Genomic DNA, 22,172 nt, shown 5'->3' with positions numbered 1-22,172 from the left:
GAGGGGCCGCTGTCGCGAGTGTCGACCGGGACAGCTTCGTCGGTCGCAGGAGGCCGCGGAGAAGCCGTCCGATGGGGAGACCTCCGATGACAGACAGCACGACCACCACCGCAGGAAGGCACCGGGCCCCGGTGCCCGCCCGGACCCCGATCCCGCCGCGGCGCCGGCGCACGGCACTCGCGGCCTGCGCGCTCACGCTGGCCGGTGCGTCGATCACCGTGGCCCTGGCACCCGCCGCCCGGGCCGCGGTCCCGGCGTTCCCCGACAACATCGTGGTGTTCCCGAACCGCGACATGGTGTCCCTCGAGGGATTCGCCGCCGCCTCCGGCAAGCCCGTGACCATCGAGGTCCGCCGTGGTTCGACGGTCATCGGCTCGACCACCGGGACGGGCGCCTCCCCGGCCGCGATCGCCGCCGGCGAACCGACCGTCGAGGTGAACCACCCCGGCGGCGTCTGCTGGGGAGCCGGTGGCGGCCTGCAGGTCACGCCCGACATCCGGGCCGGCGACGTGATCACCGTGCGCTTCGACGGCCAGACCTACGACACGACCGTCCAGGCGGCCGAGGTGACCGGGGCGACGCGCGACGGCAACCGGCTCGAGGTCACCGGCACGGTCGGCGCGGGCGTCAACACCGCCCAGCTGGAGCAGCGGATCATCAACCCGGAGATGCGCGACGACCCGGCCATCGGCCGTCGGGACGTCCGCGCGGTGCCGCCGGCGGGACTCGTGCAGGCCCCCAAGGGTGACTACCGCTCGGGTCTCGCGGTGTCCGGTGGGTCCTTCACCGCCACCTACGAGTTCCCGACCCCGGGCACCGCCGAGGCGGCCGAGGCCGGGCAGCTGCGCGTGATGGCGTGGCAGGACGAGGACGCGGACGGCAACCGCCAGGGCCTCACCATCAGCGAGTTCGGCGAGATCGACGGTCCCGGCATGGGCGGATGCCCGGCCGGCGCCGCGGGACAGGGTCCCCGGTCGCCGAGCAGCGTGACCGCCGCGCAGCAGGGCGACCGGATCCGCGTGACGTGGACGCCCGCCCAGCAGAACCCCGGCACCGCACCGGTCCAGGGCTGGTCGGTCCGGGCGGTCTCGACCGCCAGCACGGGCGGGGTGCAGACGGAGTTCGGCGTGCGCCTGAGCAACCCGGCGGCGACCACGGTCGACCTGCCGGGCACCCTCGCCGGCAACCGCGTCGAGGTCCGGGCCATCACGGCCAACGGGGAGTCCTGGCCGCCCGCCCTCAACGGCACCTCCACCGGCACGCCCGGTGGCGGCGACGGTGACACCACGGCGCCGACCGTCCGGCTCAGCCCCGCGGGTGGAACCTTCACCCAGGACGTGTCCGTCAGCTTCACCCCCGAGGCCGGCTCCGACGTCTTCTACACCCTCGACGGATCGAGCCCGCTGGACGCACCGGACGCGGCCAGCGCGGGCGCACTCAAGTACGAGGGCACGCCCGTGCCGCTGGGGCTCAGCAGCGCCACGCCGACCGTCACGCTGCGGTACGTCGCCATCGACGCCGCCGGCAACACCTCCATGGTGACGACGGAGACCTACACCTTCGGCACCAGCGCTGCGCCCGGCGCCCCGACCGTCGGCACCGTCACCGCCGGCGACCGGCAGGCCGTCGTCAGCTGGACCGCGCCTGCGGCCCCGGGCAGCAGCCCGGTCACCGGCTACCGCATCACCGCGACCCCGGCCGCCGGCTCGCCGGCCGCCGCCGTCCCGGTGTCGGTCGACGCCGGGGCGAACGCCACCCGCGCCACGGTGACCGGCCTGGTCAACGGCGTGACCTACGCGGTGACGGCCACCGCGACGAGCACGGCGGGGACGAGCCAGCCCTCCGCGCCGGTGCAGGTGGTCCCGACGGCGCCGGCCAGCGACACGGTGGCCGTCACCCGGGCCTCCTGGAAGGCCGGTGACCTGCGGATCGAGGGCACGGGCACCCAGCCCGGCGCCACCATCAGCATCCGCGCCAACGGCCCGACCGGCCCGGTCATCGGCACGGCCACGGTCGCTCAGCCGGCCGCCGGCGCCGTGACCGGGGTCTGGACCCTGCGGGTGCGGACCGGCCAGTACGCGACCACCCGGCCCACGAACGTCTTCGCCGTCTCCAGCGGCGGGGGCCAGGTCGGGCCGATCACGCTGGCCAACGGCTGACCGAGGCGGCGGGAGGTTCCGCCCCCGTCCCTCCCGCCGCCCCGGTCCTCGGGCTCGAGGGCACGTCGTCCCCGGTGACGTGCCCTCGAGTCCTGCGGAGCACCCGACCCGGGTCGGGTCGACGCCCCCCCCCGGGACCCACCCACCACCACCGCTCAGAGAGGGACTCCCATGAACCTCGGACCGACCGAGATCGGCCTGATCCTCGTCGCCGTCATGCTGCTCTTCGGGTACAAGAAGCTGCCCGACGCCTCCCGCTCCCTCGGCCGTTCGCTGCGCATCTTCAAGGGCGAGATGAACGGGCTCCGGCAGGAGGACCGCGCGGCGGCGCCGGGCACCGGCTCCGGCCGGGTGGAGTCCCCGGTCCCGGGCCCGACGCCGTAGGGCCCGGACCGCGGCGGCTCGACCACCTCGCGGGGGCGGCCCAGCGACGAGATCGGGTTCAAGCAATCCTGCGGGACGCCCGATGGTCGTGTGCAACGGGAGGAAGACGTTCCGGTCCACAACCGAACGCCGACCGCCCGGAGCCCGCCACGACCCGCACCTGCACCTGCCCCTGCAGCGCCGACCAGCCGATGTCCATCCGCCCCGAGCGCCGCCTGCGCCGCCGGATCGGCGTCATCGGGATCGTCGCCCTGCTGATGATCGGCGGCGGCGTCGTCGCCACGGCCTCGTGGCTGGCCACCGGCACCGGCGCTGCGTCCGCCGCGGCGACCACCGTGCAGAACCTGGTCGCAGCCTGACGCCCGCACCCGGGGCGCCGAGCCGCGCGGCTCGCCGTTCCGGGCGACTCCACCCGTCCCCCGATCGGCGGACCCCGCGGCCGTCCCTTTGCGACGGCGTGGGACTGCCGTCAGGGTCGGCGGCGAGCGTCCGAGCCGGCCGGCGATCGACAGCTGGGGGGAGCTGCGCCGGACTCCGCTGCCGGAGGGATGCCCGGATGGGTGCGAGGCGGGACGGGGCGTGGCACAGCCGGTACGAGGCGGCGAAGGCGGAGGACGAGGCGGGCAACGCCGCCTGGGTGCGGAGCCACTTCGGTGGGTCAGTCACGCAGACTCTGGCCAAGGAGCTGCCCTGGATCGCCTTCCTGGCGCTGGTCGGCCTGGTCACGCTGGGCTGGCAGGCTGCCGTGGTCAACGTCGTCCTGCTGCTCGTCGTCGTCCTCGGGTTCCGCGCCTGGGCCCGCCGCCGCTACGGGGTGCGCGGGTGATCGAGGCGCTACTGGTGGTCGGCCTCGGCGTCCTGGTCGTCGTCGTCATCCTGGCGAGGTACGAGCTGCTCGGCAGGCTGGCGGACCGCCGACGGCATCGGCCGCCGGAACACTGATCCGGAAGCGCGACGCGCCCCCGGCCGGGAGGCCGGGGGCGCGTCGGGGACCGGACCTCAGCCGAGGACGGGGACCTCGGTGGCCGGGTCGCCGTCGGCCGCGGCGGCCATGGCCGGGACGACCTCGTCGACCAGGTAGGGCAGCGACAGCGGGCTGCCGAAGCCGAGCGCCGCCGAGACGTCGCCGGAGTAGGTGCCCAGCAGGACCGTGCGGCCCGAGGTGACGACGTCGAGCGCGGAGAACAGCGTGTCCGCGTCGGCGGCGGCCCGGTCGTAGCCGTTCACCGCGAGCACGTCGGCGTCGAGCAGGTCGAGCCGCTCCTGGCTGACGTCGGTGCTGGTCTCGGGGACGGTGAAGCCCAGGTCGGTGAAGAACTGGGTGCGCAGGTCGTCGGAGCCGAGCAGGTAGTGGCCCGAGCCGACGCCCGTCAGGTCGACGGCGATCGACTTCCCGGCGAAGTCGGGGTTCTCCTCGACCGCGGTCTCGAACCGGCCCTCGACGTCGTCGACGAGCGCCTGGGCCTCGTCCTCGCGGCCGAGTGCCTGGCCGATGAGCAGCGTCTGCTCCTGCCAGGGGGTGGCGCCGTCGGCGTACTCGTCGGTCTGCGCGAGCGTCGGGGCGATGCCCGACAGCTGCTCGTACACGGCCTCGTCCATGAACGAGTACACGCCGACGATCAGGTCGGGCTCGAGCGCGGCGACGGCCTCGACGTCGATCTCCTCGCCGCCCACGGTCGGGATCTCCTCGTCGGGGAGCTGCTCCTCCGCCCACGGGCGGGTCGTGGCGTCGTAGTCGCCGAGCAGCTCGCGCTCACCGACCGGCGTGACGCCCAGCGCGAGCACGAAGTCCTGGTCGTTGAAGCCGACGGTGACCACCCGCTGCGGCTCCTCGGGGATCTCCGTGGTGCCGAACTTGTTCTCGATCGTCACGGGGAAGGCGCCCGAGGACGACGAGGACGACGAGCCGGCGTCGGCGGCTGGCTCCTCCTCCGAGCCGCAGGCCGTCAGGCCGCCGGTGAGGGCCAGGACGGCGAGGGGGACGACGAGACGGGACGGGCGCGAGAGACCCGGACGCGGAGACACCCGGGCAGGTTAGCCTGCCCTAACCGCGACGTGATCACGGGGCGTCCGGGAACCACGCCACCAGACGGCCCCGGGACCAGCACCGACCCACCGTGTCGACGCGCAGGCGCCCGCCGTCGGACACCGCCACGGCCAGCAGGCTGTGCCCGGAGGCGGGGCGGTCGCCGAGCGTCGGCACCGACGGCGCCACCCCCACGCCCTCCGCCGACACCCACGCCAGCGCCTGCCCGGCCGCGGCCTCCTCGAGGCGTCCCAGGAACGCGGCGCGGCGCGCGGGCGCGAGCCGGGACAGCGCCCACGTCGTCGTCACCACGGGCAGCGCGCCCGCCGGCACCCGCGCCAGCGCCTCCGGCAGGCCGTCCACCGGGTCGCCGCGCACGAGCTCCGGCGGGGCGGCGGCCGCCAGCGCGACCTCCGCCGCCAGCAGCGCGGCCCGCTCCCGGTCGTCCGCCGGCCCGGACGCCAGCAGCTCCCGGGCGTCGTCCGGATCGGTCACGTCGAGCGGCGCGCGGTCGACGCCAACCCGGGCGACGACCGGCGGGAGCGCCGTCGCCGGTACCGGGCGGCCGCCGACGGTCCCGGCGGTCACCTGCACCGGGGAGGCGGGGTCGCCGAGGACCGGGCCGTCGTCGTAGCGGACCCCCACCCGGTCGACGGCGGTGTTCAGCGCGGCCGGGCGGCCGACGTCGACCAGCCCGACGGCGTCCGCGCCGGCCCGCCGCGCCGCCTCCGCGACCAGCGGGTGGAGGACGGCGTACCGGCCGGTCTCGTCGCGGACCGCCCGCCGGGGCACGGCCTCAGGCGCCGACGTAGGCGGCCAGGTGCTGCCCGGTGAGGGTGGAGCGGGCGGCGACCAGGTCGGCCGGGGTGCCCTCGAAGACGACCCGGCCGCCGTCGTGGCCCGCGCCGGGACCGAGGTCGATGACCCAGTCGGCGTGCGCCATGACCGCCTGGTGGTGCTCGATGACGATGACCGAGCGGCCGGAGTCGACCAGCCGGTCGAGCAGGCCGAGCAGCTGCTCGACGTCGGCCAGGTGCAGGCCGGTGGTGGGCTCGTCGAGCACGTAGACCTCGCCCTTGCCGGCCATGTGGGTGGCCAGCTTGAGCCGCTGCCGCTCGCCGCCGGACAGCGTCGTGAGCGGCTGCCCGAGGGTGAGGTAGCCGAGGCCCACGTCGGACAGGTGGGTGAGCAGCGCGTGCGCCGCCGGCGTGCGCGCCTCCCCGGCGCCGAAGTACTCCAGCGCCTCGGCGACCGACATCGTGAGGACCTCGCTGATGTCGCGCCCGCCCAGCTTGTACTCGAGCACCTCGTCCATGAACCGGCGCCCCTCGCACACCTCGCAGGGGCTGGCGACGCCGGCCATCATCGCCAGGTCGGTGTAGACGACGCCCGCGCCGTTGCAGGTGGGGCAGGCCCCGGCGGAGTTGGGGCTGAACAGCGCGGGCTTCACGCCGTTGGCCTTGGCGAACGCCTTGCGGATCGGGTCGAGCAGGCCGGTGTAGGTGGCCGGGTTGCTGCGCCGCGAGCCCCGGATGGCGCCCTGGTCGACGGTGATCACGCCCTCGCGCCCGGACACCGAGCCGTGGACGAGCGAGCTCTTGCCCGACCCCGCGACCCCGGTGACGACGACGAGCACCCCGAGCGGCACGTCGACGTCGACGCCCTGCAGGTTGTGGGTGGCCGCGCCGCGGACAGCGAGCGCACCGGTGGGCGTGCGCACCGCGGGCTTGAGCGCGGCGCGGTCGTCGAGGTGGCGGCCGGTGAGGGTGCCGCTGGCCCGCAGGCCCTCGACGGTGCCCTCGAAGACGACCTCGCCGCCCGCGGTGCCGGCGCGCGGGCCGAGGTCGACGACGTGGTCGGCGATCGCGATGGCCTCGGGCTTGTGCTCGACGACGAGCACCGTGTTGCCCTTGTCGCGCAGCTGCAGCAGCAGCTCGTTCATCCGGGCGATGTCGTGCGGGTGCAGGCCGATCGTCGGCTCGTCGAAGACGTACGTGACGTCGGTGAGCGAGGAGCCGAGGTGGCGGATCATCTTGGTGCGCTGCGCCTCGCCGCCCGACAGCGTCCCCGACGGCCGGTCGAGGGACAGGTAGCCCAGCCCGATCTCGACGAAGGAGTCGAGGGTGTGCCGCAGCGAGGCCAGCAGCGGCGCGACCGAGGGCTCGTCGAGTTCGCCGACCCAGGCGGCGAGATCACTGATCTGCATCGCGCAGACGTCGGCGATGGACAGCCCGCGGATCCTCGACGACCGGGCGGCCTCGCTCAGCCGGGTGCCGCCGCACTCGGGGCAGGCGGTGAAGGTGACCGCCCGTTCGACGAAGGCGCGCACGTGCGGCTGCATCGCCTCGACGTCCTTGGACAGCATCGACTTCTGGATCTTCGGGATCACACCCTCGTAGGTGAGGTTGACGCCCTCGACCTTGATCTTCGTCGGCTCGCCGTGCAGCAGCGTGTGCAACTGCTTCTCGGTGAACTCCCCGACCGGCACGTCCATGGGCAGCCCCGCGCCGGCGAAGATGCGCCCGTACCAGCCGTCCATGCTGTAGCCGGGCACCTTCAGGGCGCCGTCCTGCAGCGACTTCTCCGCGTCGTAGATCGCGGTCAGGTCGATGTCGTTGACCCGCCCCATGCCCTCGCAGCGCGGGCACATGCCGCCGGTGATGCTGAACTCGCGGCGCTCCTTGACCTCGCGCCCGCCCTTCTCGAACGCGACCGCGCCTGCGCCGCTGATCGAGGCGACGTTGAAGGAGAACGCCTGCGGCCCGCCGACGTGCGGCTGCCCGAGCCGGCTGAACAGGATGCGCAGCATCGCGTTGGCGTCGGTGGCGGTGCCCACCGTGGAGCGCGGGTTGGCGCCCATCCGCTCCTGGTCGACGATGATCGCCGTGGTCAGGCCGTCGAGGACGTCGACGTCGGGGCGGGCCAGCGTGGGCATGAAGCCCTGCACGAAGGCGCTGTAGGTCTCGTTGATCAGCCGCTGCGACTCCGCGGCGATCGTGCCGAACACCAGCGAGCTCTTCCCCGACCCGGAGACGCCGGTGAAGACCGTGAGCCGGCGCTTGGGCAGCTCGACGCTGACGTCCTTGAGGTTGTTCTCGCGGGCTCCGTGCACCCGGATGAGGTCGTGGCTGTCCGCCGCGTGCGGCGAGCTCGGGCGGGCGTCGGGCGTGGCCGTGCTCATCGCAGTCTCCATCCGGGGTGGCGGGGTCGCAGCCGCTGTCTACCGGACGGGGACGACGGGACGGGAGTCCGCCGCCCGTCCGGTGGACGCGCAGGCGGCCGGGGAACGGCTCAGGTGACGGCCTGGATGCGGACCATGTTCCCGGCGGGGTCGCGGAAGGCGCAGTCGCGGACGCCGTAGGGCTGCTCGGTGGGCTCCTGCACCACCTCGGCGCCGGAGGCCTGGATCCGGTCGAACGTGCCGTCGAGGTCCTCCGTCGCGAGGACCAGCGAGGCGTAGGTGCCCTTGGCCATCATCTCGGCGATCACCCGGCGCTCCTCGTCGGTGACGCCCGGGTCGGCGGCCGGCGGGTGCAGGACCAGCGAGGTGGCGGCCTCGTCGGCGGGGCCGACGGTGATCCAGCGCATGCCGGCGTGGCCGACGTCGTTGCGCACCTCAAAGCCGAGCGCGTCCCGGTAGAACGCCAGCGAGGCCTCGGGGTCGTCGTGGGGGAGGAAGGCGTGGTGGATGGTGAGGGTCATGCCGCTCACGCTAGGGACGGCGCCCCCACGGGTGCTTCTCGATTCCTGACCGGTCGCGTGGCCGCCCTGACCACGCACGACGGCATGTCCGCCGCGCGCGCCGCCTCCCGCCGGTAGGTGCTCGGCGGCACGCCCACGAGCTCGGTGAACCGGGTGCTGAAGGTGCCGAGGGACGAGCAGCCGACGGCGAAGCAGACCTCGGTGACGGTGAGGTCGCCGCGGCGCAGCAGGGCCATCGCGCGCTCGATCCGGCGCGTCATCAGGTACGAGTACGGCGACTCGCCGTAGGCCCGCCGGAACTCGCGGCTCAGGTGGCCGGCCGACACGTGCACGCCCCGGGCCAGCGCCTCCACGTCGAGCGGCTGGGCGTACTCCCGGTCGATCCGGTCGCGCACGCGGCGCGGCCGCGCGAGGTCGCGCAGGTGCTCGCGGTCGTCCGGTGGCCTGGTCACGGGCGGATGGTGCCACCGGAGCCGCCGCGGGGACAGTCCGTGCGCGACGGACCATCGACCGACGGCGTGTACCGATTGACAATCGATAGCAAGTGCGCGACGTTCGATGCATGCCTCCGCTGTCCCGCGTGGTGCGCCCGCTGCGCGTCCTGCTCGTCCTGGTGCTCGCCACCCTCCTCGCCGCCCAGGTGGCGGGCCTCCCCTGGGCGGTGGGGCAGCTGGCCGACGACGGGCTGCGCGGCCCGCTGCTGGTCGCCGGCGTGCTGGTGCTCGCCTGCGCCGAGGCCGTCGTCGTCTGCACCTGGCGGCTGCTGGCGCTGGTGGCCGGGGACCGGGTGTTCAGCGCGGCGTCCCGGCCCTGGGTCGACGCCGTCGTCCTGCTGGTCGCCGCCGCGGAGGTGCTGCTGCTGGCCGCCACCGCGTACGCGGCCGCAGCCGGGGCGCCGCCGGGGCTGCCCCCCGCGCTGCTCGGGCTGGCGGTGGTCGGCGCGGCGGTCGGGCTGCTCGTCGTGGTCCTGCGGGCGCTGCTGCGCTCCGCCACGACCCTGCACGACGACCTCGAGGCGGTCATCTGATGGCGATCGTCGTCCGGATCGACGTGGAGCTGGCCCGCCGCAAGATGAGCGTGGGGGAGTTCGCCGAGCGCGTCGGGCTCACCCCGGCCAACGTCGCGGTCCTCAAGAACGGCCGGGCCAAGGCGGTGCGGTTCAGCACGCTCGAGGCCATGTGCCGGGTGCTCGGCTGCCAGCCCGGCGACCTGCTGGAGTGGGTGCCCGACGAGCAGGACGCGCCGGCCGCCGTGCAGGAGGCCCGCCGGTGAGCGCCGACGGGAAGGGGCACGACGGCGCCGACGTCGTCGTGGTGGGGGCGGGTCTCGCCGGGCTGCACGCGGCCACGCTGCTCGCCCGGGGCGGGCACGACGTGCTGCTCGCCGACCGGCGGCCGCGGCTGACCGGGGCGGTCCGCACCACCGGGATCTTCGTGCGCCGGACCCTCGACGACTTCGACCTGCCGCCCGAGCACCTCGGCCCGCCCATCCGCCGCGTCGCCCTGTACCCGCCGGGTCTGCGCCGCCCGGTGGTGCTCGACAGCGACCGCGACGAGTACCGCGTCGGCGACATGGGCCCGCTGTACGAGGCGGGCGCGCGCGCCGCCGTGGCGGCCGGCGTGCGGCTGGCGCTCGGCACCCGCTACGAGGGCCGCGCCGACGACGGCGCCGTCGTCCTCACCGGCCCCGGCGGCCCGCTGCGGGTGCGGACGCGGTTCCTCGTCGGTGCCGACGGCGCCCGCTCCCGGGTGGCCCGCGACCTCGGCCTGGACCGCAACACCGAGCTGCTCACCGGCGCGGAGGAGGTGTACGCCGTCCCGGACACCGGCCGCACGCCCACCTTCCACTGCGTGCTCGACCCGACGCTGGCGCCGGGCTACCTCGCCTGGGTGGTGGACGACGGGCGGCACGCGCACGTCGGGGTCGCGGGGTACGCGCACCGCTTCCCGTCCGGGCTGCGCGCCGCGCTCGACCGGTTCGCCGCGACCGCGCCCGGGCTGCCCGGCCCGCGGCCGGAGGCGGTCGAACGGCGCGGCGGCCCCATCCCGGTCGGCGGCCTGCTGCGCCGGATCGGCTGCCCGGAGGGGCTGCTCGTCGGCGACGCCGCCGGCGCGGTCTCCCCGCTGACCGCCGGCGGCCTCGACCCGTGCCTGCGGCTGTCGGCGCACGCCGCCGAGGTCCTCGACGACGCGCTGCGCACCGGCCGCCGCGACGCGCTCGCCGCCTACGACGGCGCCACGCTGCGCGCGTCGTTCCGTGGCCGGCTGCTCCTGCGGCGGGGCCTCGCCGCGGTGCGCACGCCCGCCGTCGCCGGGGCCGGCGTTGCGCTGCTGCGCACCCCGCCCGGCCGGGCCGCCGCCCGGCGCGTGCTCTTCGGTGACCGCTCCTTCCCCGACCCGGCGCCGGTGCGCCGGACGGCGGCCGCCGTGCCCGCCTGAGGGCTCAGCCCTCCGGCAGCGAGAACTGCGCGCGGCGGGCGGCCGGGACGAGCGCGACGTAGTCGGGGTGCCGCTCGATCCAGCTGCGGATGAAGGGGCAGAACGGCAGCACCGGCACGCCCTCGGCGCGCGCGGCGTCGAGGGCACCCCGGGCCAGCACCGACCCCAGCCCGCGGCCCTCGAAGGCCGGGTCGACGACGGTGTGGGTGAAGGCCAGCGACGACGCCGTCCGCCGGTACTCGGCGAAGCCGGCGGCGGCGCCGTCCACCCGCACCTCGAAGCGGCCGGCCTCCGGCACGTCCACCACCTGCGGCGTCGCATCGCTCATGGCGGTGATCCTGGCGCAGGAGAGGGTCAGGCGGGGACGGTGCGCCGGTCGGCCGCCGGGCCGAGCAGCACCGGCAGCGTGTCGTGCCCGCGCAGGATGATCGTGCGGCGCCGCCGGGCGGGCCCGGCCGGGGCGAGGTCGGGGAACCGCTCGAACAGGGCCTGCAGCGCCACCTCGCCCTCCATCCGCGCGAGCGCGGCGCCCAGGCAGTAGTGGATGCCGCTGGAGAAGGCGACGTGCTCGCGGGCGTTGGCGCGGGTGACGTCGAAGGCGTGCGGGTCGTCGAAGACGCGCGGGTCCCGGTTGGCCGCGGCCAGCACGAGGATCACCAGGTCGCCGGCCCGCACCGGCACGCCGGCGACGGTGGTGTCGCGCAGCGCCCGCCGGCCGGTGCGCTGCACGGGCGACTCCACGCGCAGCACCTCGTCGACGGCGTTGGGCCACAGCGCGGGGTCCTCCGCCAGCAGCCGCCGCTGGTCCGGGTAGGCGAACAGCCGGTCGACGCCGTTGCCGATGAGGTTCACCGTCGTCTCGAAGCCGGCGCCGAACACCAGCAGGGCGGTGGCCAGCAACTCCTGCTCGGTCAGCCCGCTGCCGTCGTCGTCGGCCGTGGTCACCAGGGCCGACAGCAGGTCGTCGCCGGGGGAGCGGGGCAGCTCCCGCAGGTGCCCGCGGAACCAGGTGTCGAGCTCGCCGAGGCTGCGCTCGACGCCGCGGTGGGTGCGCCAGTCCAGCCCCATGTCGAGGCTGGGGCTCGCGGCGTCGCCCCAGGCGAGGAACTGCTCCCGCATGGCGACCGGGACGCCGAGCATTTCGGAGATGACGGTGACCGGCAGCAGGCTGGCGTAGCGCGCCACGAGGTCGGTGCGCCCGCCCGACGCGGCGGCGTCGCGCTCGAGGTCGTCGAGCAGCTCCTCGGCGATGGCGCGGGTGCGCTCGCGCAGCCGCGCGACGGCCCGCGCGCTGAACGCCCGGGTGACCAGCCGCCGGTAGCGGGTGTGCTCGGGCGGGTCGACGGCGAGCATCGACGGCGGGTCGATCGGGCCGACGCTCGCCCGCGGCCCGGCCAGGCGCAGCGCGGTGCGCAGGACCGGCGGCAGGCCCTCGGTGCGGGAGCCGCCGATCTGCCCGAAGTCGGCGCTGCGCAGCACCTCGGTGCAGACGTCCTGGTGGACGCTCACCTTCGAGAACGCGCCGCCGACCAGCGGCGCGGCGGTCCGCAGCCGCTCGTAGTGCGCGAACGGGTCCTCCCGGACGGCCGGGTCGCGCAGCACCTCGGCGTCGGGGTCGCCGGCCCGGGCGCGGGCCCGGATCGCCAGCCGCATCACCCCGTGCGTCGCCGCCCACCGGACCGCGCTGCGCGCCGTCGTCCCCGCGGTCGTCCGCGCGGTCGTCCCCGCGGTCGTCCGCGCCGTCGTCCCCGCCGTCATCCCCGTCGCCTCCCTCGCGCCCGGCGACCGGTACGGCCGGGTACCCCATCCTGCGCAGCCGCCGGGGCGCCGTCCACCCGTCCCGCGGGACGCGCCGGGGACTCCAGCCGAAACGGGGTGACCGGCCGGGTTCGGCAACTCCCCACGCCCGGGGGAGCGCGGAACGGTCGACATGTGGGCGGTTGGGGAGGCGGGTCACCGGCTGTGCTACGCGGCTTCGCAACGATCCGGGAACGCCGCGTCCCGGAGGGGCGCAACGGCGTGTGGCGGGCGTCGCGCCGCCCTACCGTTCTGCCATCCGCACCGCCTCCCCACGGCGGTGCGGGTGCCGTCGCACTTCCCCTCGACGGCCCCATGGACGGGACGAACGGTGGACACGGTGGTTCTGCGCAGCAGTGAGGTCCGGCTCGACGGCGAGGCACGCCTGGGCTGGTGGTTGGTGAGCGAGGACGGGCTCGGGCCCGGCCGGCTGGTGGACGGGCCCTTCCCCGACCGCTCCGGCGCGGCCTGGGCGGCGGCCGGGCACGCGGTGGACGAGGGCAGCAGCCTGCGCCCGGTCTACGGCCTGCGCCGGCCCGACGGCGGGCTGCACCGCCGCCCGTCGCCGCAGGAGCTGGCGTGGCTGGCCCACCTCGGTGACCAGCTCGACCGGCTGCCCGACGACTGGGACGCCGCGCTCGGCGAGGAGGACCCGCTGGCCACCCTCGTCGTCGAGGTCGCCGCGGCGCTCACCGAGGCCGGCCTCCCGCTGTGGGACGCCTCCGGCGCCGGCGGCGCGCTGGGCGGCGCCTGCCTGAGCGCCGAGCCCGCCCTCGACGGCGTCGTCGTCGGCTGGCGGCAGCACGACCGGATGAGCGTCGAGCAGGTGCACGGCCTGGTCGCCGACATCTCCGTCCAGGCGGTCATGAACCGCGCGCTGGCCGACGTCCTCTGGCTGCGCGGCCTCGACGTCACCCCGCTCGGCGAGGAGGCCGGCGGCCACGTCGTCCGCTACGCCGACTGAAGGACCCCACCCCGCTCCACCCCCCTCAGGGACGCCGTCGATGTCGACGGCGTCCCTGTGGCGTTCCCGGGGACGGTCGGTGCCCCGTGGCAGGCTGCCGCACGTGCCGCAGGCAGCCTTCCCCGACGAGGGGCTCCACGAGGAGCGCCACCGCGACGGGTCGCTGCGCGCCCGCGGCCCCGTCGCCGGCGGTCAGCCGCACGGGTACTGGGAGTGGTTCCGGCTCGACGGGACGCTCCTGCGGTCGGGCACCTTCGACGCCGGCCGGCAGACCGGCGAGTGGACGACGTACGACCGCTCCGGCGCGCCGTACAAGACGACGACGTTCGGCTGACCGGACCGACACGCCGCGCGTCCCGGGCCCGTCCGGGGTGACCGGCGGCCCGGCGGGCGCTCCCACGCGGGAGAGCGCACGGCGAGTCGACATGACGTCGGCCGCAGCGGCGGGTGACCCACTCCTGACCAGCACGGACACAACGATCACGTGACGGCGGCGCCGGGGGCGTGCCGGACGGGGGTCCGCGGGGCGCTCCGGGCCCGATGCTCGTCCCGTCCCCGGCACCTTCCCCGGCCGGGACGTCAGTCCGGGAGGAACCCCACCGTGAGCGCGCCCGCCCCGCCGGCCCCCCGCCGGTCCCTGCTCTCCCCGGCCGCGGCCGACGACGGGCTGAGCATCGCCGACCTCGTCGGCCTGCTCGGCCTCGAGACGCCGGCCGACCTCTCCGACGAGACGGCCGGCGAGCCCGCCGACGAGACGGGCGACGTGCCCGCCGACGAGCCCGCCGGCCGCGCGCCGGTGGACGCCGTCGCCCTCGTCCGGAGCTGGGTCCGCCGCGCCGCCGCGTGGGGCGCCGGCCCGCAGCGTTCCTGGTGCGCGTGGTGAACGACCCGGTCCTCCTCTGGCCGCTGGTCGCGGTCCTGGGCTTCCTCGGGCTGGCCGGCCTGGTCGTCGCCCTCGGCCGGGCCTCGACCGCCCGGTACGAGTTCGAGCGCAACCTCGCACGCGCCGGGCAGCAGCGCCCCGCCGACGTCCCGGCCCCTGCCGGCGGCGACGCGGCCGGCCCCGCCGCCCCGGCCGGCCCCGCCCTCGGCGAGACCGGCGGCCCCGGCGGCGAGGGCGCCCGCGCCCGCGTCGACGCCCCGCTGCCCGGCGCCGGCGCGGTGGAGGTGGCCCCCCAGGCGCGCACCGCCGTCGGGCTGGCCACCCACCCGGCCGGCCGCCGGCTCGCCGACCCCGGCGCGCCGACCGCCTGGTGGCTGGTCGACGTCGACGGCGACCGGTCCGCCCCGGCCGCGCTGGCCGGCCCCTTCGCCGACCGCGTCGAGGCCGACTGGGCGGCGGTGGCCAACGGCCTGGACGCCGACGCCCGCGCCGTCCACGGCGTGCTGCGGCCCGATGGCACCGTCTCCCGCCGGCCCTCGGCGCAGGACCGCGCCTGGCTCGCCGAGCTCGGCGAGCAGCTCGACCGCCTCCCCGAGGACTGGGACGAGCTGCTCACCGACGAGGACGCGCTCACCACGCTCGTCGTGGAGGTGACCGCCGCGCTCGTGGAGGCGGGCCTGCCGCTACACGACTGCTCCGGCGCCGACACGGGCGAGACCCCGTCGGGCGGGGTGTGCCTGACCCCGGAGCCGCTGCACGGCGGGATCCTGGTCAGCTGGCGCCAGCACGACCGGATGAGCCTGCAGCAGGTGCGCGGCGCCGCCCTGGACACCGCCGTCCAGCGGACCATGAACGGCACCCTCGGCACGCTGCTGGTGCAGTTCGGCTTCGTCGTGGAGGAGTTCGCCGAGGCCGGCTGCCACCTGGTGACCGCCATCCGGACCCACCCGTCGGGGGGGTAGCCGGGCCCTGCGGGTCGAGATCGGCCGGAACCCGGCCGTAGTCGACGGCATGACGAGCACGACGACGGACCGGGTGCGGCGGCGTGGCATCGCCCTCTGGTGCCACCTCACCGCCCTCGTCGCCGTCCCGCTCCTCGGCGTGGGCGTCCTGACGACGATCACCGCCGGCGCGCGGACGGACGCGGTGGAGAGCGCGGCGCGGGCCGAGGACGCGGTCCGCGCCGTCGCCCGGCTCGACGCCATCCGGGCGGCCGTGGAGCAGGAGATCCTCCCGGCGCTCGCACTCACCGTCATCGACGACCCGGCCGCCGCCGTGGAGCTCGGCGTCCAGCCCTGGCTGCTCGGCGGGGTCCGGACCACCGCCCTCGACGCGATCGAGGCGCGCCGCAGGATCACCGACACGGCGCTGCAGGCGGTGCCGGACGGGGCGATCGGCACCGAGGTCGCCGGGCGGGTCACCGAGGCGCTGACCTGGCTGCGTGCCCGCAGCGACACCGGAGGCGAGCGGCTCGAGTCGATCTACCTGGGCTACCTCGACGTCTCCAACGAGGTGATGACCGCCGAGCGCGCCGCGGCCTCGGCCGCCGTCTCCGAGGGCGTGCCCGCCCGGACGGTCCGCGCCGTGCAGGACGTGCAGACCGTCGCCCAGCTCGCCCAGGACGCGAGCCGGCAGATGCCGCTCTACCTCGGGTCCCTCTTCGCCTCCGACAACGCCCTGATCGGCTCCCGCCTCGCCTGGGACACCGGCTGGCTGGCCTACACCGACGCCAAGCGGCAGATGGACGAGCTGTCCCAGCCCTCGCTGCGCACCGCCTGGCAGGAGGTGCAGCGGGCGGACCTCATGGTGGACATGGACCGGCTGCTCACCCCGACGGACAGCCCGGAGGTGCAGGTCTCCGACATCACCCGCACGACCGACGTCTTCTTCCGCAGCGGCGACCGGGACGCCCTGCTCGGCGAGCTGGTCGACACCGCCGTCGCGAGTGCGCTGTCCCTGGCCGCCGCCGACCGCGACGAGGCCGCCGCGGACCTGCGCACCACCCTCGCCCTCGGCCTGGGCCTGCTGGCGCTGTCGGGCCTGGGCGCCTGGTGGCTGGGCCGCACCGTCGCCCGCTCCCTCGGCCTGCTCGCCGGGCAGGCGACGCAGATCAGCCAGGGCGAGCTCGTCGAGGTCGAGGTGGCCGGGCCGCGCGAGGTGCGCACCGTGTCCGCCGCGCTCGGGGACGCCGTCGCCGGCCTGCGCCGGATCCAGGACCAGGCGCAGGCGGTGGCCCGCGGCGACCTCGACGACGCCCTGCTGCACCGGCCGCTGCCCGGCCCGCTCGGCGAGGTCGTGCACGCCTCCGTGCAGCAGATCGTGTCCTCGGTCCGGCAGCGCGAGGAGCTGCAGTTCGCCCTCGCCCACCGGGCCACCCACGACCCGCTCACCGAGCTGCCCAACCGCGCGCAGGCGCTGACGCTGGTCACGGCCGCGCTGCACCGCGCCCGCCGCTCGGGCGAGACGACCGGGCTGCTGTTCGTCGACCTGGACGGGTTCAAGGCGGTCAACGACGGCCACGGCCACGCCGCCGGCGACACCGTGCTGCGCGAGGTCGCGGCGCGGATGACGGCCCGGGTGCGGCCCGGCGACGTCGTCTGCCGGCTGGGCGGCGACGAGTTCGTCGTGCTGGTCGAGCCGGCCGGCACCGAGCGCGACCTCGTGGACCTCGCCGAGCGGCTGATCGCGACGGTCAGCGAGCCGGTCGACGTCCCGGGCGGGCCGGTGCGGGTCGGCGCCAGCATCGGCATCGCGGTCAGCCGCGACGGCGGCGCCGACGCCGACGTGCTGTTCGCCGAGGCCGACACCGCCGCCCACCGCGCCAAGCAGCGCGGCCGCGGGCGCGCCGAGCTCTTCGACGACGCGCTGCGCCGCCAGCTGGCCGCCCGGGCCGAGACCGAGGCGGCGATCAGCGCGGCGCTGGCCGACGGCGGCATGCGGCTGCACTACCAGCCGGTGGTCGACGTCGCGGGCCAGCGGCTGCACGGGTTCGAGGCGCTGGTGCGCTGGGAGCGCGACGGCCGGCTGGTGCCGCCGGACGAGTTCATCCCGGTGGCCGAGGCCAGCCGGCTCATCTGCGACGTCGACCGCTGGGTGCTGCACGAGGCCACCCGGCAGCTCGCCGCCTGGCGGGCCGCGTCGCCGGTGCCGGCGGGGGAGCCCGAGCCGACGATCGCGGTCAACCTGTCCGGCCGGCACCTGACCGACCGGCGGGTCGTGGCCGATGTCGCCGACGCGCTCGCCGCGTCGGGGCTGCCGGCGCACCTGCTCGTCCTCGAGGTCACCGAGACCCTGCTCGTCGACGACCCGGTGGCGATGACCCACCTCGCGGAGCTGCGGGCGCTGGGCGTCTCGATCGCGATCGACGACTTCGGCACCGGCTACACCTCGATCGGGCAGCTGCGGCACATGCCGGCGGACACCCTGAAGATCGACCGGAGTTTCGTCACGTCGCCGGACCCCGGTCAGTGCGAGCTGGTGGCGCTGGTGATCCGCGCGGCGCACACCTTCGGGCTGACCGTGGTGGCCGAGGGCGTCGAGGAGCCGGCGCAGCTGGAGCGGCTGCGCGCGCAGGGCTGCGACCACGCGCAGGGCTACCTGTTCCACCGCCCGCTGCCGGCGGGGGAGGCCGGCGCCCTGCTGCGGCGCGCGCCCGCCGCCGCTCCCCTCGCGTCCGCCTGAGGACCGCCGGGACGCCGCGCGGCGGGTTGACCGGGGCCGTCCGGCCGGGAGAGCCTCCTGCCGCCGGCCCGGACGCCCCCCCCACCGGCCCGAGCGGAGGTGTCCCGTGCGTGACCATCCCGGGCGCACCGGTCCCGGGCGCACCGTCCGCGCCGCCGCGGGGCTGCTGCTCGCCGCGGTGGTCGCCCTCACCGGCTGCACCGGCGTCGTCGTCGGCACCGCGTACCCGCCGGGCGGCGGCCTGCGCACCGACGCCACGGACGCCGACGTGCCGGTGCGGCTGGCCGAGCCCGGCGGCGAGACCGACCGCATCGCCCGCAACGCCATCGCCGACGTCCTCGCCTACTGGGAGGAGACGTACCCGCAGGTCTACGGCGGATCGTTCGGCGAGGTGGAGGGCGGCTTCTGGTCGATCGACCCCGACGAGACCGACGCCGACGACCTGCCCGGCGGCGACTGCTTCGCCGAGGACGTCGCCGAGCTCGCGGAGAACGCCTACTACTGCGGGGGCGACGACGTCATCGTGTACGACCGGGCCTGGCTGGAGGAGCTGGCGGGCGACTACGGGCCCTTCATGATCGCCGAGGTCATGGCGCACGAGATCGCGCACGCCGTGCAGGCGCACGCCGGTCTCGACGACCCGTCGATCGTCGCCGAGACCCAGGCGGAGTGCTTCGCCGGCGGGTGGACGCGCTGGGTGGTCGAGGGGCGGTCGCGGCACTTCGCGGTCCAGCCGAAGGAGCTCGACCCCTACCTGCTCGGCTACCTGTACTTCGGCGACGCGGTGGGCACCTCGCCCGACGCCGAGGACGCGCACGGCTCGCTGTTCGACCAGCTGTCGGCGTTCCAGGAGGGGTACGCCGACGGGCCGCAGGCGTGCGCCGCCTTCGACGAGGCGCGGGTGTTCACCGAGCAGGAGTCCGACTCCTCCGACGGCAGCGGCGACCTGCCCTACGAGCAGATCCTGGACACCACCGACGACGTCCTCGACGCCTTCTGGCAGCAGGCGGTGACCGCGGGCTTCCCGGGCACCGGGGCACTGGGCGGGGCGCTGGACGAGCCCGAGGTCCGCGCGGCCGACGGGGCGGGCATGGTGTGCGGCGGCGGGGGCGCCGAGCTGGACCTGCAGTTCTGCCCGGAGGACGGATCGGTCCGCTACGACGCCGCGGGGCTGCTCGAGCCGGCCTACGACGAGGTGGGCGACTTCGCCGTCACCACGCTGCTCGGGCTGCCCTACGCGCTGTCGGTGCGCGAGCAGCGCGGCCTGCCGGTCACCGGCACCGACGCCGTCACCAGCGCCGTCTGCGCCACCGGCTGGCTCGCGCGCGAGATGTACCTCGGCGAGATCGACGCGGCGCAGCTGGCGATCTCGCCGGGCGACGTCGACGAGGCCGCCGTCGTGCTGCTGCAGTACGCGACCGACCCCGCCGTCGTCCCCGACTCCGGGCTATCGGGCTTCCAGCTCGTCGACTCCTTCCGCCAGGGCTTCGTCGACGGCGGCGGCAGCTGCGGCCTCTGAACCGTGCTCAGTCCGGGGCGTCGAGGAAGGCGTCCACCACGGGGGCGAGCTCGCTGGCCTCGGTGACCAGCGCCAGGTGCCCGCCGGCGTAGAGGTGCAGCCGGGCGCGCGGGATGCCGCGGGCCAGGATGCGGGCGTTGACCGTCGGGATGATCGGGTCGTCGTCGCCGCAGAGCACCAGCGTCGGTTGCCGGATGAGCGACAGGAACGGCAGGCTGCTCCAGCCCGCGCTCGCCGCCAGCTGGTAGTAGTACCCGCGCTGCGGGCCCAGCCGGGTCTCGGCGTGCAGGGCCCGGGCCGCCCGCGCGGGGTCGGTGCGCACCGAGCCGCCGTAGATCGTCCCGGCGACCCGCTCGGCGTAGGCCGGGTCGCGGTGCCGCCGCGGCGTGAGCATGTGCAAGAGCACCCGCGGCGACGCCGGCACCATGAGCGACCCGGTGCCGGTGGCGGCCAGCACCAGCCGGCGGCACCGGCGCCGGTGCTGGACGGCGAAGTGCTGCGCCAGCCCGCCGCCCCAGGACAGGCCCAGCACGTCGACCGGCCCGTCGTGGCCCAGCCGCCGGAGCAGCCCCGACACCACCGGTGTCAGCGTGGCGAGCACGTAGGGCACCACGGGCGCGGGGGAGCCGCCCACCCCGGGGACGTCGAAGCGGACGATGGTCCGGCGCGGGTCGAGCGCGTCGACGAAGGGCTGCAGCACCTCCAGGCTCGCCCCGATGCCGTTCATGAGCACCAGCGGGGGCCCGGACCCGTCGCCGCGCCGCTCGGCCACCCGCAGCGTGCGCCCGCCGACGGTCAGCGTGCGCACGACCTCACTTGTCGAAGACATAGGTCCCCGGCGCGTCCCCGAGCACGGGCAGGTCGGCGCTGCCCAGCTCCTGCGGCGCCGGCACCTCCGCGCCGGACCGCTCGCCCAGCCAGGCGGTGAAGTCCGGCCACCACGAGCCCTTCTCCTCCTGCGCCGAGGCGAGCCACCGCTCGGGGTCCGCGGGCGTCTCGGGGGCCACCCGGAACGACGCCTTGCGGTTGCCCGGCGGGTTGACCAGCGAGGCGATGTGGCCGCTGGTGGACAGCACGAACCGGCTGTCCCCGCCGAGTAGCTGCGTGGTGCGGTAGCAGGACTGCCAGGGGCAGAGGTGGTCGGCGATCCCGGCGGTGACGTAGGTGTCGACGTCGACCGTGGACAGGTCGACCGGCGTGGCGAGCATCGTCGTCGCGCCGGGCGTCGTCAGCCCGTTGCCGACGGCGACCTCGATGAAGTCGCGGTGCAGCGCCGCGCTCATCCGCGTGGTGTCGGCGTTCCAGTAGAGGATGTCGAAGGCCGGCGGCGGGTTGCCCTGCAGGTAGTTGTTGACCCAGTAGTTCCACACCAGGTCGTTGGGCCGCAGCCAGGCGAACACCTCGGCGAGCATCGCGCCGTCGAGGTAGCCCTTCTTCCGCGACTTCTCCGTGGCCTCCCTGACCGCCTCCGGGTCCATGAGCGCGCCGACCGTGCCGGCCTTCGCCCAGTCCAGGACGGTGACGGCGAAGCTCGCTGCCGCCACCCGGCCCAGGCGGCCGGTCGCAGCGAGGTGCGCGAGCACCATCGCGAGGATGATCCCGCCGCTGCAGAACCCCTGGAGGGACACCGGCTCGCTGCCGGTGATGCGCGCGGCGGCGTCCATCGCGTCGAGGACGGCCTGCCCGTAGGTGTCCAGGCCCCAGTCGGCGTGTCGCTCGTCGGGGTTGCGCCAGCTGATCATGAAGACTTGCTGGCCCGCGGCGACGTAGTTCTCCACGATGCTGCGGCCGGGTGCGAGGTCGGTGACGTAGTACTTGTTGATCGTCGGGGGGACGACGACCAGCGGCACGCTGCGCACCGTCTCCGTCGACGGCCGGTACTGGATCAGCTCGAACACGTCGGTGCGCAGCACCACGGCGCCCGGGGTGACGGCGAGGTCCTCCCCGACGGTGAACGCGTCGGGCTCGACCATCGAAGGCACCCGCGGCGGGGACAGCACGTCGGAGACGAACCGGCGCGCCCCGGTGACCAGGTTGCGCCCGCCGGTGTCGATGACCGCCTTGAGCGCCAGCGGGTTGAGGAACGGCACGTTGCTCGGCGCCAGCGCGTCGACGACGTTGGTCAGGGCGAAGCGGATCCGCTCGTCGTCCTGCCAGCCGAGGTCGACGTCGTCGACGATGCCCGCGGCCGCCCGCGCGGCGGCGATGTGCGCCTGCATCGGGATCCGCAGGAACGGGTTCCCGGTCCACGCCGGGTCGGCGAAGCGGCGGTCCTTCGGCGAGGGCGCCACCTCCGAGCGGCCCACCGCGATCCGGCCGAGCTCACGGACCAGCTCGCCGCCCCGGCCGGTGACGGCGTCGGGCTTCCGGACCAGCGCCGCGCCGAGCGCCCCGAGCGTGCGGACCGGCGGGACCATCCGCCGCAGTGGCCCGCGGGCGGCGTCGACGAGGACCATGTCCAGGCCGGTGACGGCCTCCGAGGCCGCCTCCTCGGCGGAGGTCGCGCCGCCGGCGTCCGCGGCGGCCGGGGCCGGCCGGGGACGGGGGCCGTCGGGGGAGGGACGCGCGGCGGTGGTGGTCATCCCGGACTCCTGGGGATCGACGCCTGTGACCTGGTTC

The 22,172-nt window shown here is 75.9% G+C and carries 22 protein-coding genes; 13 read left to right on the top strand and 9 right to left on the bottom strand.

Annotation, left to right across the window (positions count from 1 at the left end; genetic code table 11):
- The first annotated feature begins 131 nt into the window (after window positions 1-131).
- The 4 genes from WA616_RS07080 to WA616_RS07065 all read left to right on the top strand — a co-directional run bounded on the left by WA616_RS07080 (window position 132) and on the right by WA616_RS07065 (window position 3,369).
- Window positions 132-2,159, top strand: a complete 2,028-nt coding sequence (locus tag WA616_RS07080; protein ID WP_336028512.1) for a fibronectin type III domain-containing protein — start codon at window positions 132-134, stop codon at window positions 2,157-2,159.
- A gap of 171 nt (window positions 2,160-2,330) precedes the next feature.
- Window positions 2,331-2,543 (top strand): Sec-independent protein translocase subunit TatA, encoded by a 213-nt coding sequence (gene tatA / locus WA616_RS07075; RefSeq protein WP_336028510.1) that lies wholly within the window; start codon window positions 2,331-2,333, stop codon window positions 2,541-2,543.
- 191 nt (window positions 2,544-2,734) lie between these two features.
- Window positions 2,735-2,902, top strand: a complete 168-nt coding sequence (locus tag WA616_RS07070) for a hypothetical protein (protein WP_336028507.1) — start codon at window positions 2,735-2,737, stop codon at window positions 2,900-2,902.
- A gap of 197 nt (window positions 2,903-3,099) precedes the next feature.
- The gene (locus WA616_RS07065) at window positions 3,100-3,369 is read left to right on the top strand and encodes a hypothetical protein (RefSeq protein ID WP_336028505.1); all 270 of its coding nucleotides are present in this window, start codon (window positions 3,100-3,102) and stop codon (window positions 3,367-3,369) included.
- A gap of 173 nt (window positions 3,370-3,542) precedes the next feature.
- Here WA616_RS07065 and WA616_RS07060 read toward each other — a convergent pair whose 3' ends face one another.
- From WA616_RS07060 to WA616_RS07040, 5 genes are all read right to left on the bottom strand, one after another.
- On the bottom strand, window positions 3,543-4,568 hold the full coding sequence (locus WA616_RS07060; protein ID WP_336028502.1) for an iron-siderophore ABC transporter substrate-binding protein: 1,026 nt from the start codon (window positions 4,566-4,568) through the stop codon (window positions 3,543-3,545).
- 34 nt (window positions 4,569-4,602) lie between these two features.
- Window positions 4,603-5,361, bottom strand: a complete 759-nt coding sequence (locus WA616_RS07055; protein WP_336028499.1) for a DUF2332 domain-containing protein — start codon at window positions 5,359-5,361, stop codon at window positions 4,603-4,605.
- Window positions 5,362-5,365: 4 nt separating this feature from the next.
- Complete coding sequence (locus WA616_RS07050; RefSeq protein WP_336028497.1) at window positions 5,366-7,750, bottom strand: excinuclease ABC subunit UvrA; 2,385 nt, start codon at window positions 7,748-7,750, stop codon at window positions 5,366-5,368.
- Window positions 7,751-7,860: 110 nt separating this feature from the next.
- Window positions 7,861-8,271: a VOC family protein gene (locus tag WA616_RS07045; RefSeq protein ID WP_336028495.1), complete on the bottom strand. Its 411-nt coding sequence runs from the start codon at window positions 8,269-8,271 to the stop codon at window positions 7,861-7,863.
- 5 nt (window positions 8,272-8,276) lie between these two features.
- Complete coding sequence (locus WA616_RS07040) at window positions 8,277-8,723, bottom strand: helix-turn-helix transcriptional regulator (RefSeq protein WP_336028493.1); 447 nt, start codon at window positions 8,721-8,723, stop codon at window positions 8,277-8,279.
- A gap of 110 nt (window positions 8,724-8,833) precedes the next feature.
- Between WA616_RS07040 and WA616_RS07035 the strand changes: the two genes are divergently transcribed.
- From WA616_RS07035 to WA616_RS07025, 3 genes are read left to right on the top strand one after another with little or no spacing between them, the layout of a single operon-like run.
- Window positions 8,834-9,298: a DUF2975 domain-containing protein gene (locus WA616_RS07035; RefSeq protein ID WP_336028490.1), complete on the top strand. Its 465-nt coding sequence runs from the start codon at window positions 8,834-8,836 to the stop codon at window positions 9,296-9,298.
- Window positions 9,298-9,543 carry a helix-turn-helix domain-containing protein gene (locus WA616_RS07030; protein ID WP_073421161.1) on the top strand — a complete coding sequence of 82 codons (246 nt, stop codon included), beginning with the start codon at window positions 9,298-9,300 and terminating at the stop codon, window positions 9,541-9,543. Before WA616_RS07035 ends, WA616_RS07030 begins: the two co-directional genes overlap by 1 nt.
- Entirely contained in the window at window positions 9,540-10,709 is a 1,170-nt protein-coding gene (locus tag WA616_RS07025) for an NAD(P)/FAD-dependent oxidoreductase (protein WP_336028487.1), read from the top strand. Before WA616_RS07030 ends, WA616_RS07025 begins: the two co-directional genes overlap by 4 nt.
- A 4-nt stretch (window positions 10,710-10,713) precedes the next feature.
- On the opposite strand, the gene WA616_RS07020 is transcribed toward WA616_RS07025, so the two are convergent.
- Both WA616_RS07020 and WA616_RS07015 read right to left on the bottom strand, forming a co-directional pair.
- The gene (locus WA616_RS07020; protein WP_336028485.1) at window positions 10,714-11,037 is read right to left on the bottom strand and encodes a GNAT family N-acetyltransferase; all 324 of its coding nucleotides are present in this window, start codon (window positions 11,035-11,037) and stop codon (window positions 10,714-10,716) included.
- A 26-nt stretch (window positions 11,038-11,063) separates the two neighbouring features.
- On the bottom strand, window positions 11,064-12,467 hold the full coding sequence (locus WA616_RS07015) for a cytochrome P450 (RefSeq protein WP_336028483.1): 1,404 nt from the start codon (window positions 12,465-12,467) through the stop codon (window positions 11,064-11,066).
- A gap of 370 nt (window positions 12,468-12,837) precedes the next feature.
- Here WA616_RS07015 and WA616_RS07010 point away from each other — a divergent pair, with 370 nt between their 5' ends.
- From WA616_RS07010 to WA616_RS06985, 6 genes are all read left to right on the top strand, one after another.
- A complete protein-coding gene (locus WA616_RS07010; RefSeq protein WP_073421167.1) occupies window positions 12,838-13,470 on the top strand; it encodes a hypothetical protein in 633 nt (210 codons plus the stop codon).
- Between the two features lie 103 nt (window positions 13,471-13,573).
- Entirely contained in the window at window positions 13,574-13,804 is a 231-nt protein-coding gene (locus WA616_RS07005) for a toxin-antitoxin system YwqK family antitoxin (protein ID WP_073421168.1), read from the top strand.
- A 267-nt stretch (window positions 13,805-14,071) separates the two neighbouring features.
- Window positions 14,072-14,353: a hypothetical protein gene (locus WA616_RS07000; RefSeq protein WP_336028481.1), complete on the top strand. Its 282-nt coding sequence runs from the start codon at window positions 14,072-14,074 to the stop codon at window positions 14,351-14,353.
- The gene (locus tag WA616_RS06995; protein ID WP_336028479.1) at window positions 14,350-15,315 is read left to right on the top strand and encodes a hypothetical protein; all 966 of its coding nucleotides are present in this window, start codon (window positions 14,350-14,352) and stop codon (window positions 15,313-15,315) included. Before WA616_RS07000 ends, WA616_RS06995 begins: the two co-directional genes overlap by 4 nt.
- Before the next feature lie 49 nt (window positions 15,316-15,364).
- Window positions 15,365-18,034: a putative bifunctional diguanylate cyclase/phosphodiesterase gene (locus WA616_RS06990; protein ID WP_336028478.1), complete on the top strand. Its 2,670-nt coding sequence runs from the start codon at window positions 15,365-15,367 to the stop codon at window positions 18,032-18,034.
- Between the two features lie 106 nt (window positions 18,035-18,140).
- Window positions 18,141-19,553 carry a hypothetical protein gene (locus WA616_RS06985; protein ID WP_336028476.1) on the top strand — a complete coding sequence of 471 codons (1,413 nt, stop codon included), beginning with the start codon at window positions 18,141-18,143 and terminating at the stop codon, window positions 19,551-19,553.
- A 7-nt stretch (window positions 19,554-19,560) separates the two neighbouring features.
- Here the strand turns inward: WA616_RS06985 and phaZ are convergent, their stop codons facing one another.
- Both phaZ and WA616_RS06975 read right to left on the bottom strand, forming a co-directional pair.
- Window positions 19,561-20,361: a poly(3-hydroxyalkanoate) depolymerase gene (gene phaZ / locus WA616_RS06980; RefSeq protein WP_336028473.1), complete on the bottom strand. Its 801-nt coding sequence runs from the start codon at window positions 20,359-20,361 to the stop codon at window positions 19,561-19,563.
- Window positions 20,362-20,365: 4 nt separating this feature from the next.
- Complete coding sequence (locus WA616_RS06975) at window positions 20,366-22,135, bottom strand: PHA/PHB synthase family protein (protein WP_336028471.1); 1,770 nt, start codon at window positions 22,133-22,135, stop codon at window positions 20,366-20,368.
- Between the last annotated feature and the right edge of the window lie 37 nt (window positions 22,136-22,172).

This window comes from Geodermatophilus sp. FMUSA9-8, from assembly GCF_037034165.1.
In the GTDB taxonomy this organism is placed as follows: domain Bacteria; phylum Actinomycetota; class Actinomycetes; order Mycobacteriales; family Geodermatophilaceae; genus Geodermatophilus; species Geodermatophilus nigrescens.
The sequence above is the reverse complement of the archived record's forward strand: the minus strand, read 5'-3'. Positions and strand labels throughout refer to the sequence as shown.

What these genes read in the sequence shown, in the direction of transcription:
- tatA (WP_336028510.1), top strand. Translation starts at nt 2,331, where the DNA reads ATGAACCTCGGACCGACCGAGATCGGCCTGATCCTCGTCGCCGTCATG.
- WA616_RS07070 (WP_336028507.1), top strand. Translation starts at nt 2,735, where the DNA reads ATGTCCATCCGCCCCGAGCGCCGCCTGCGCCGCCGGATCGGCGTCATC.
- WA616_RS07065 (WP_336028505.1), top strand. Translation starts at nt 3,100, where the DNA reads ATGGGTGCGAGGCGGGACGGGGCGTGGCACAGCCGGTACGAGGCGGCG.
- WA616_RS07050 (WP_336028497.1), bottom strand. Translation starts at nt 7,750, where the DNA reads ATGAGCACGGCCACGCCCGACGCCCGCCCGAGCTCGCCGCACGCGGCG.
- WA616_RS07045 (WP_336028495.1), bottom strand. Translation starts at nt 8,271, where the DNA reads ATGACCCTCACCATCCACCACGCCTTCCTCCCCCACGACGACCCCGAG.
- WA616_RS07035 (WP_336028490.1), top strand. Translation starts at nt 8,834, where the DNA reads ATGCCTCCGCTGTCCCGCGTGGTGCGCCCGCTGCGCGTCCTGCTCGTC.
- WA616_RS07030 (WP_073421161.1), top strand. Translation starts at nt 9,298, where the DNA reads ATGGCGATCGTCGTCCGGATCGACGTGGAGCTGGCCCGCCGCAAGATG.
- WA616_RS07020 (WP_336028485.1), bottom strand. Translation starts at nt 11,037, where the DNA reads ATGAGCGATGCGACGCCGCAGGTGGTGGACGTGCCGGAGGCCGGCCGC.
- WA616_RS07015 (WP_336028483.1), bottom strand. Translation starts at nt 12,467, where the DNA reads ATGACGGCGGGGACGACGGCGCGGACGACCGCGGGGACGACCGCGCGG.
- WA616_RS06990 (WP_336028478.1), top strand. Translation starts at nt 15,365, where the DNA reads ATGACGAGCACGACGACGGACCGGGTGCGGCGGCGTGGCATCGCCCTC.
- WA616_RS06975 (WP_336028471.1), bottom strand. Translation starts at nt 22,135, where the DNA reads ATGACCACCACCGCCGCGCGTCCCTCCCCCGACGGCCCCCGTCCCCGG.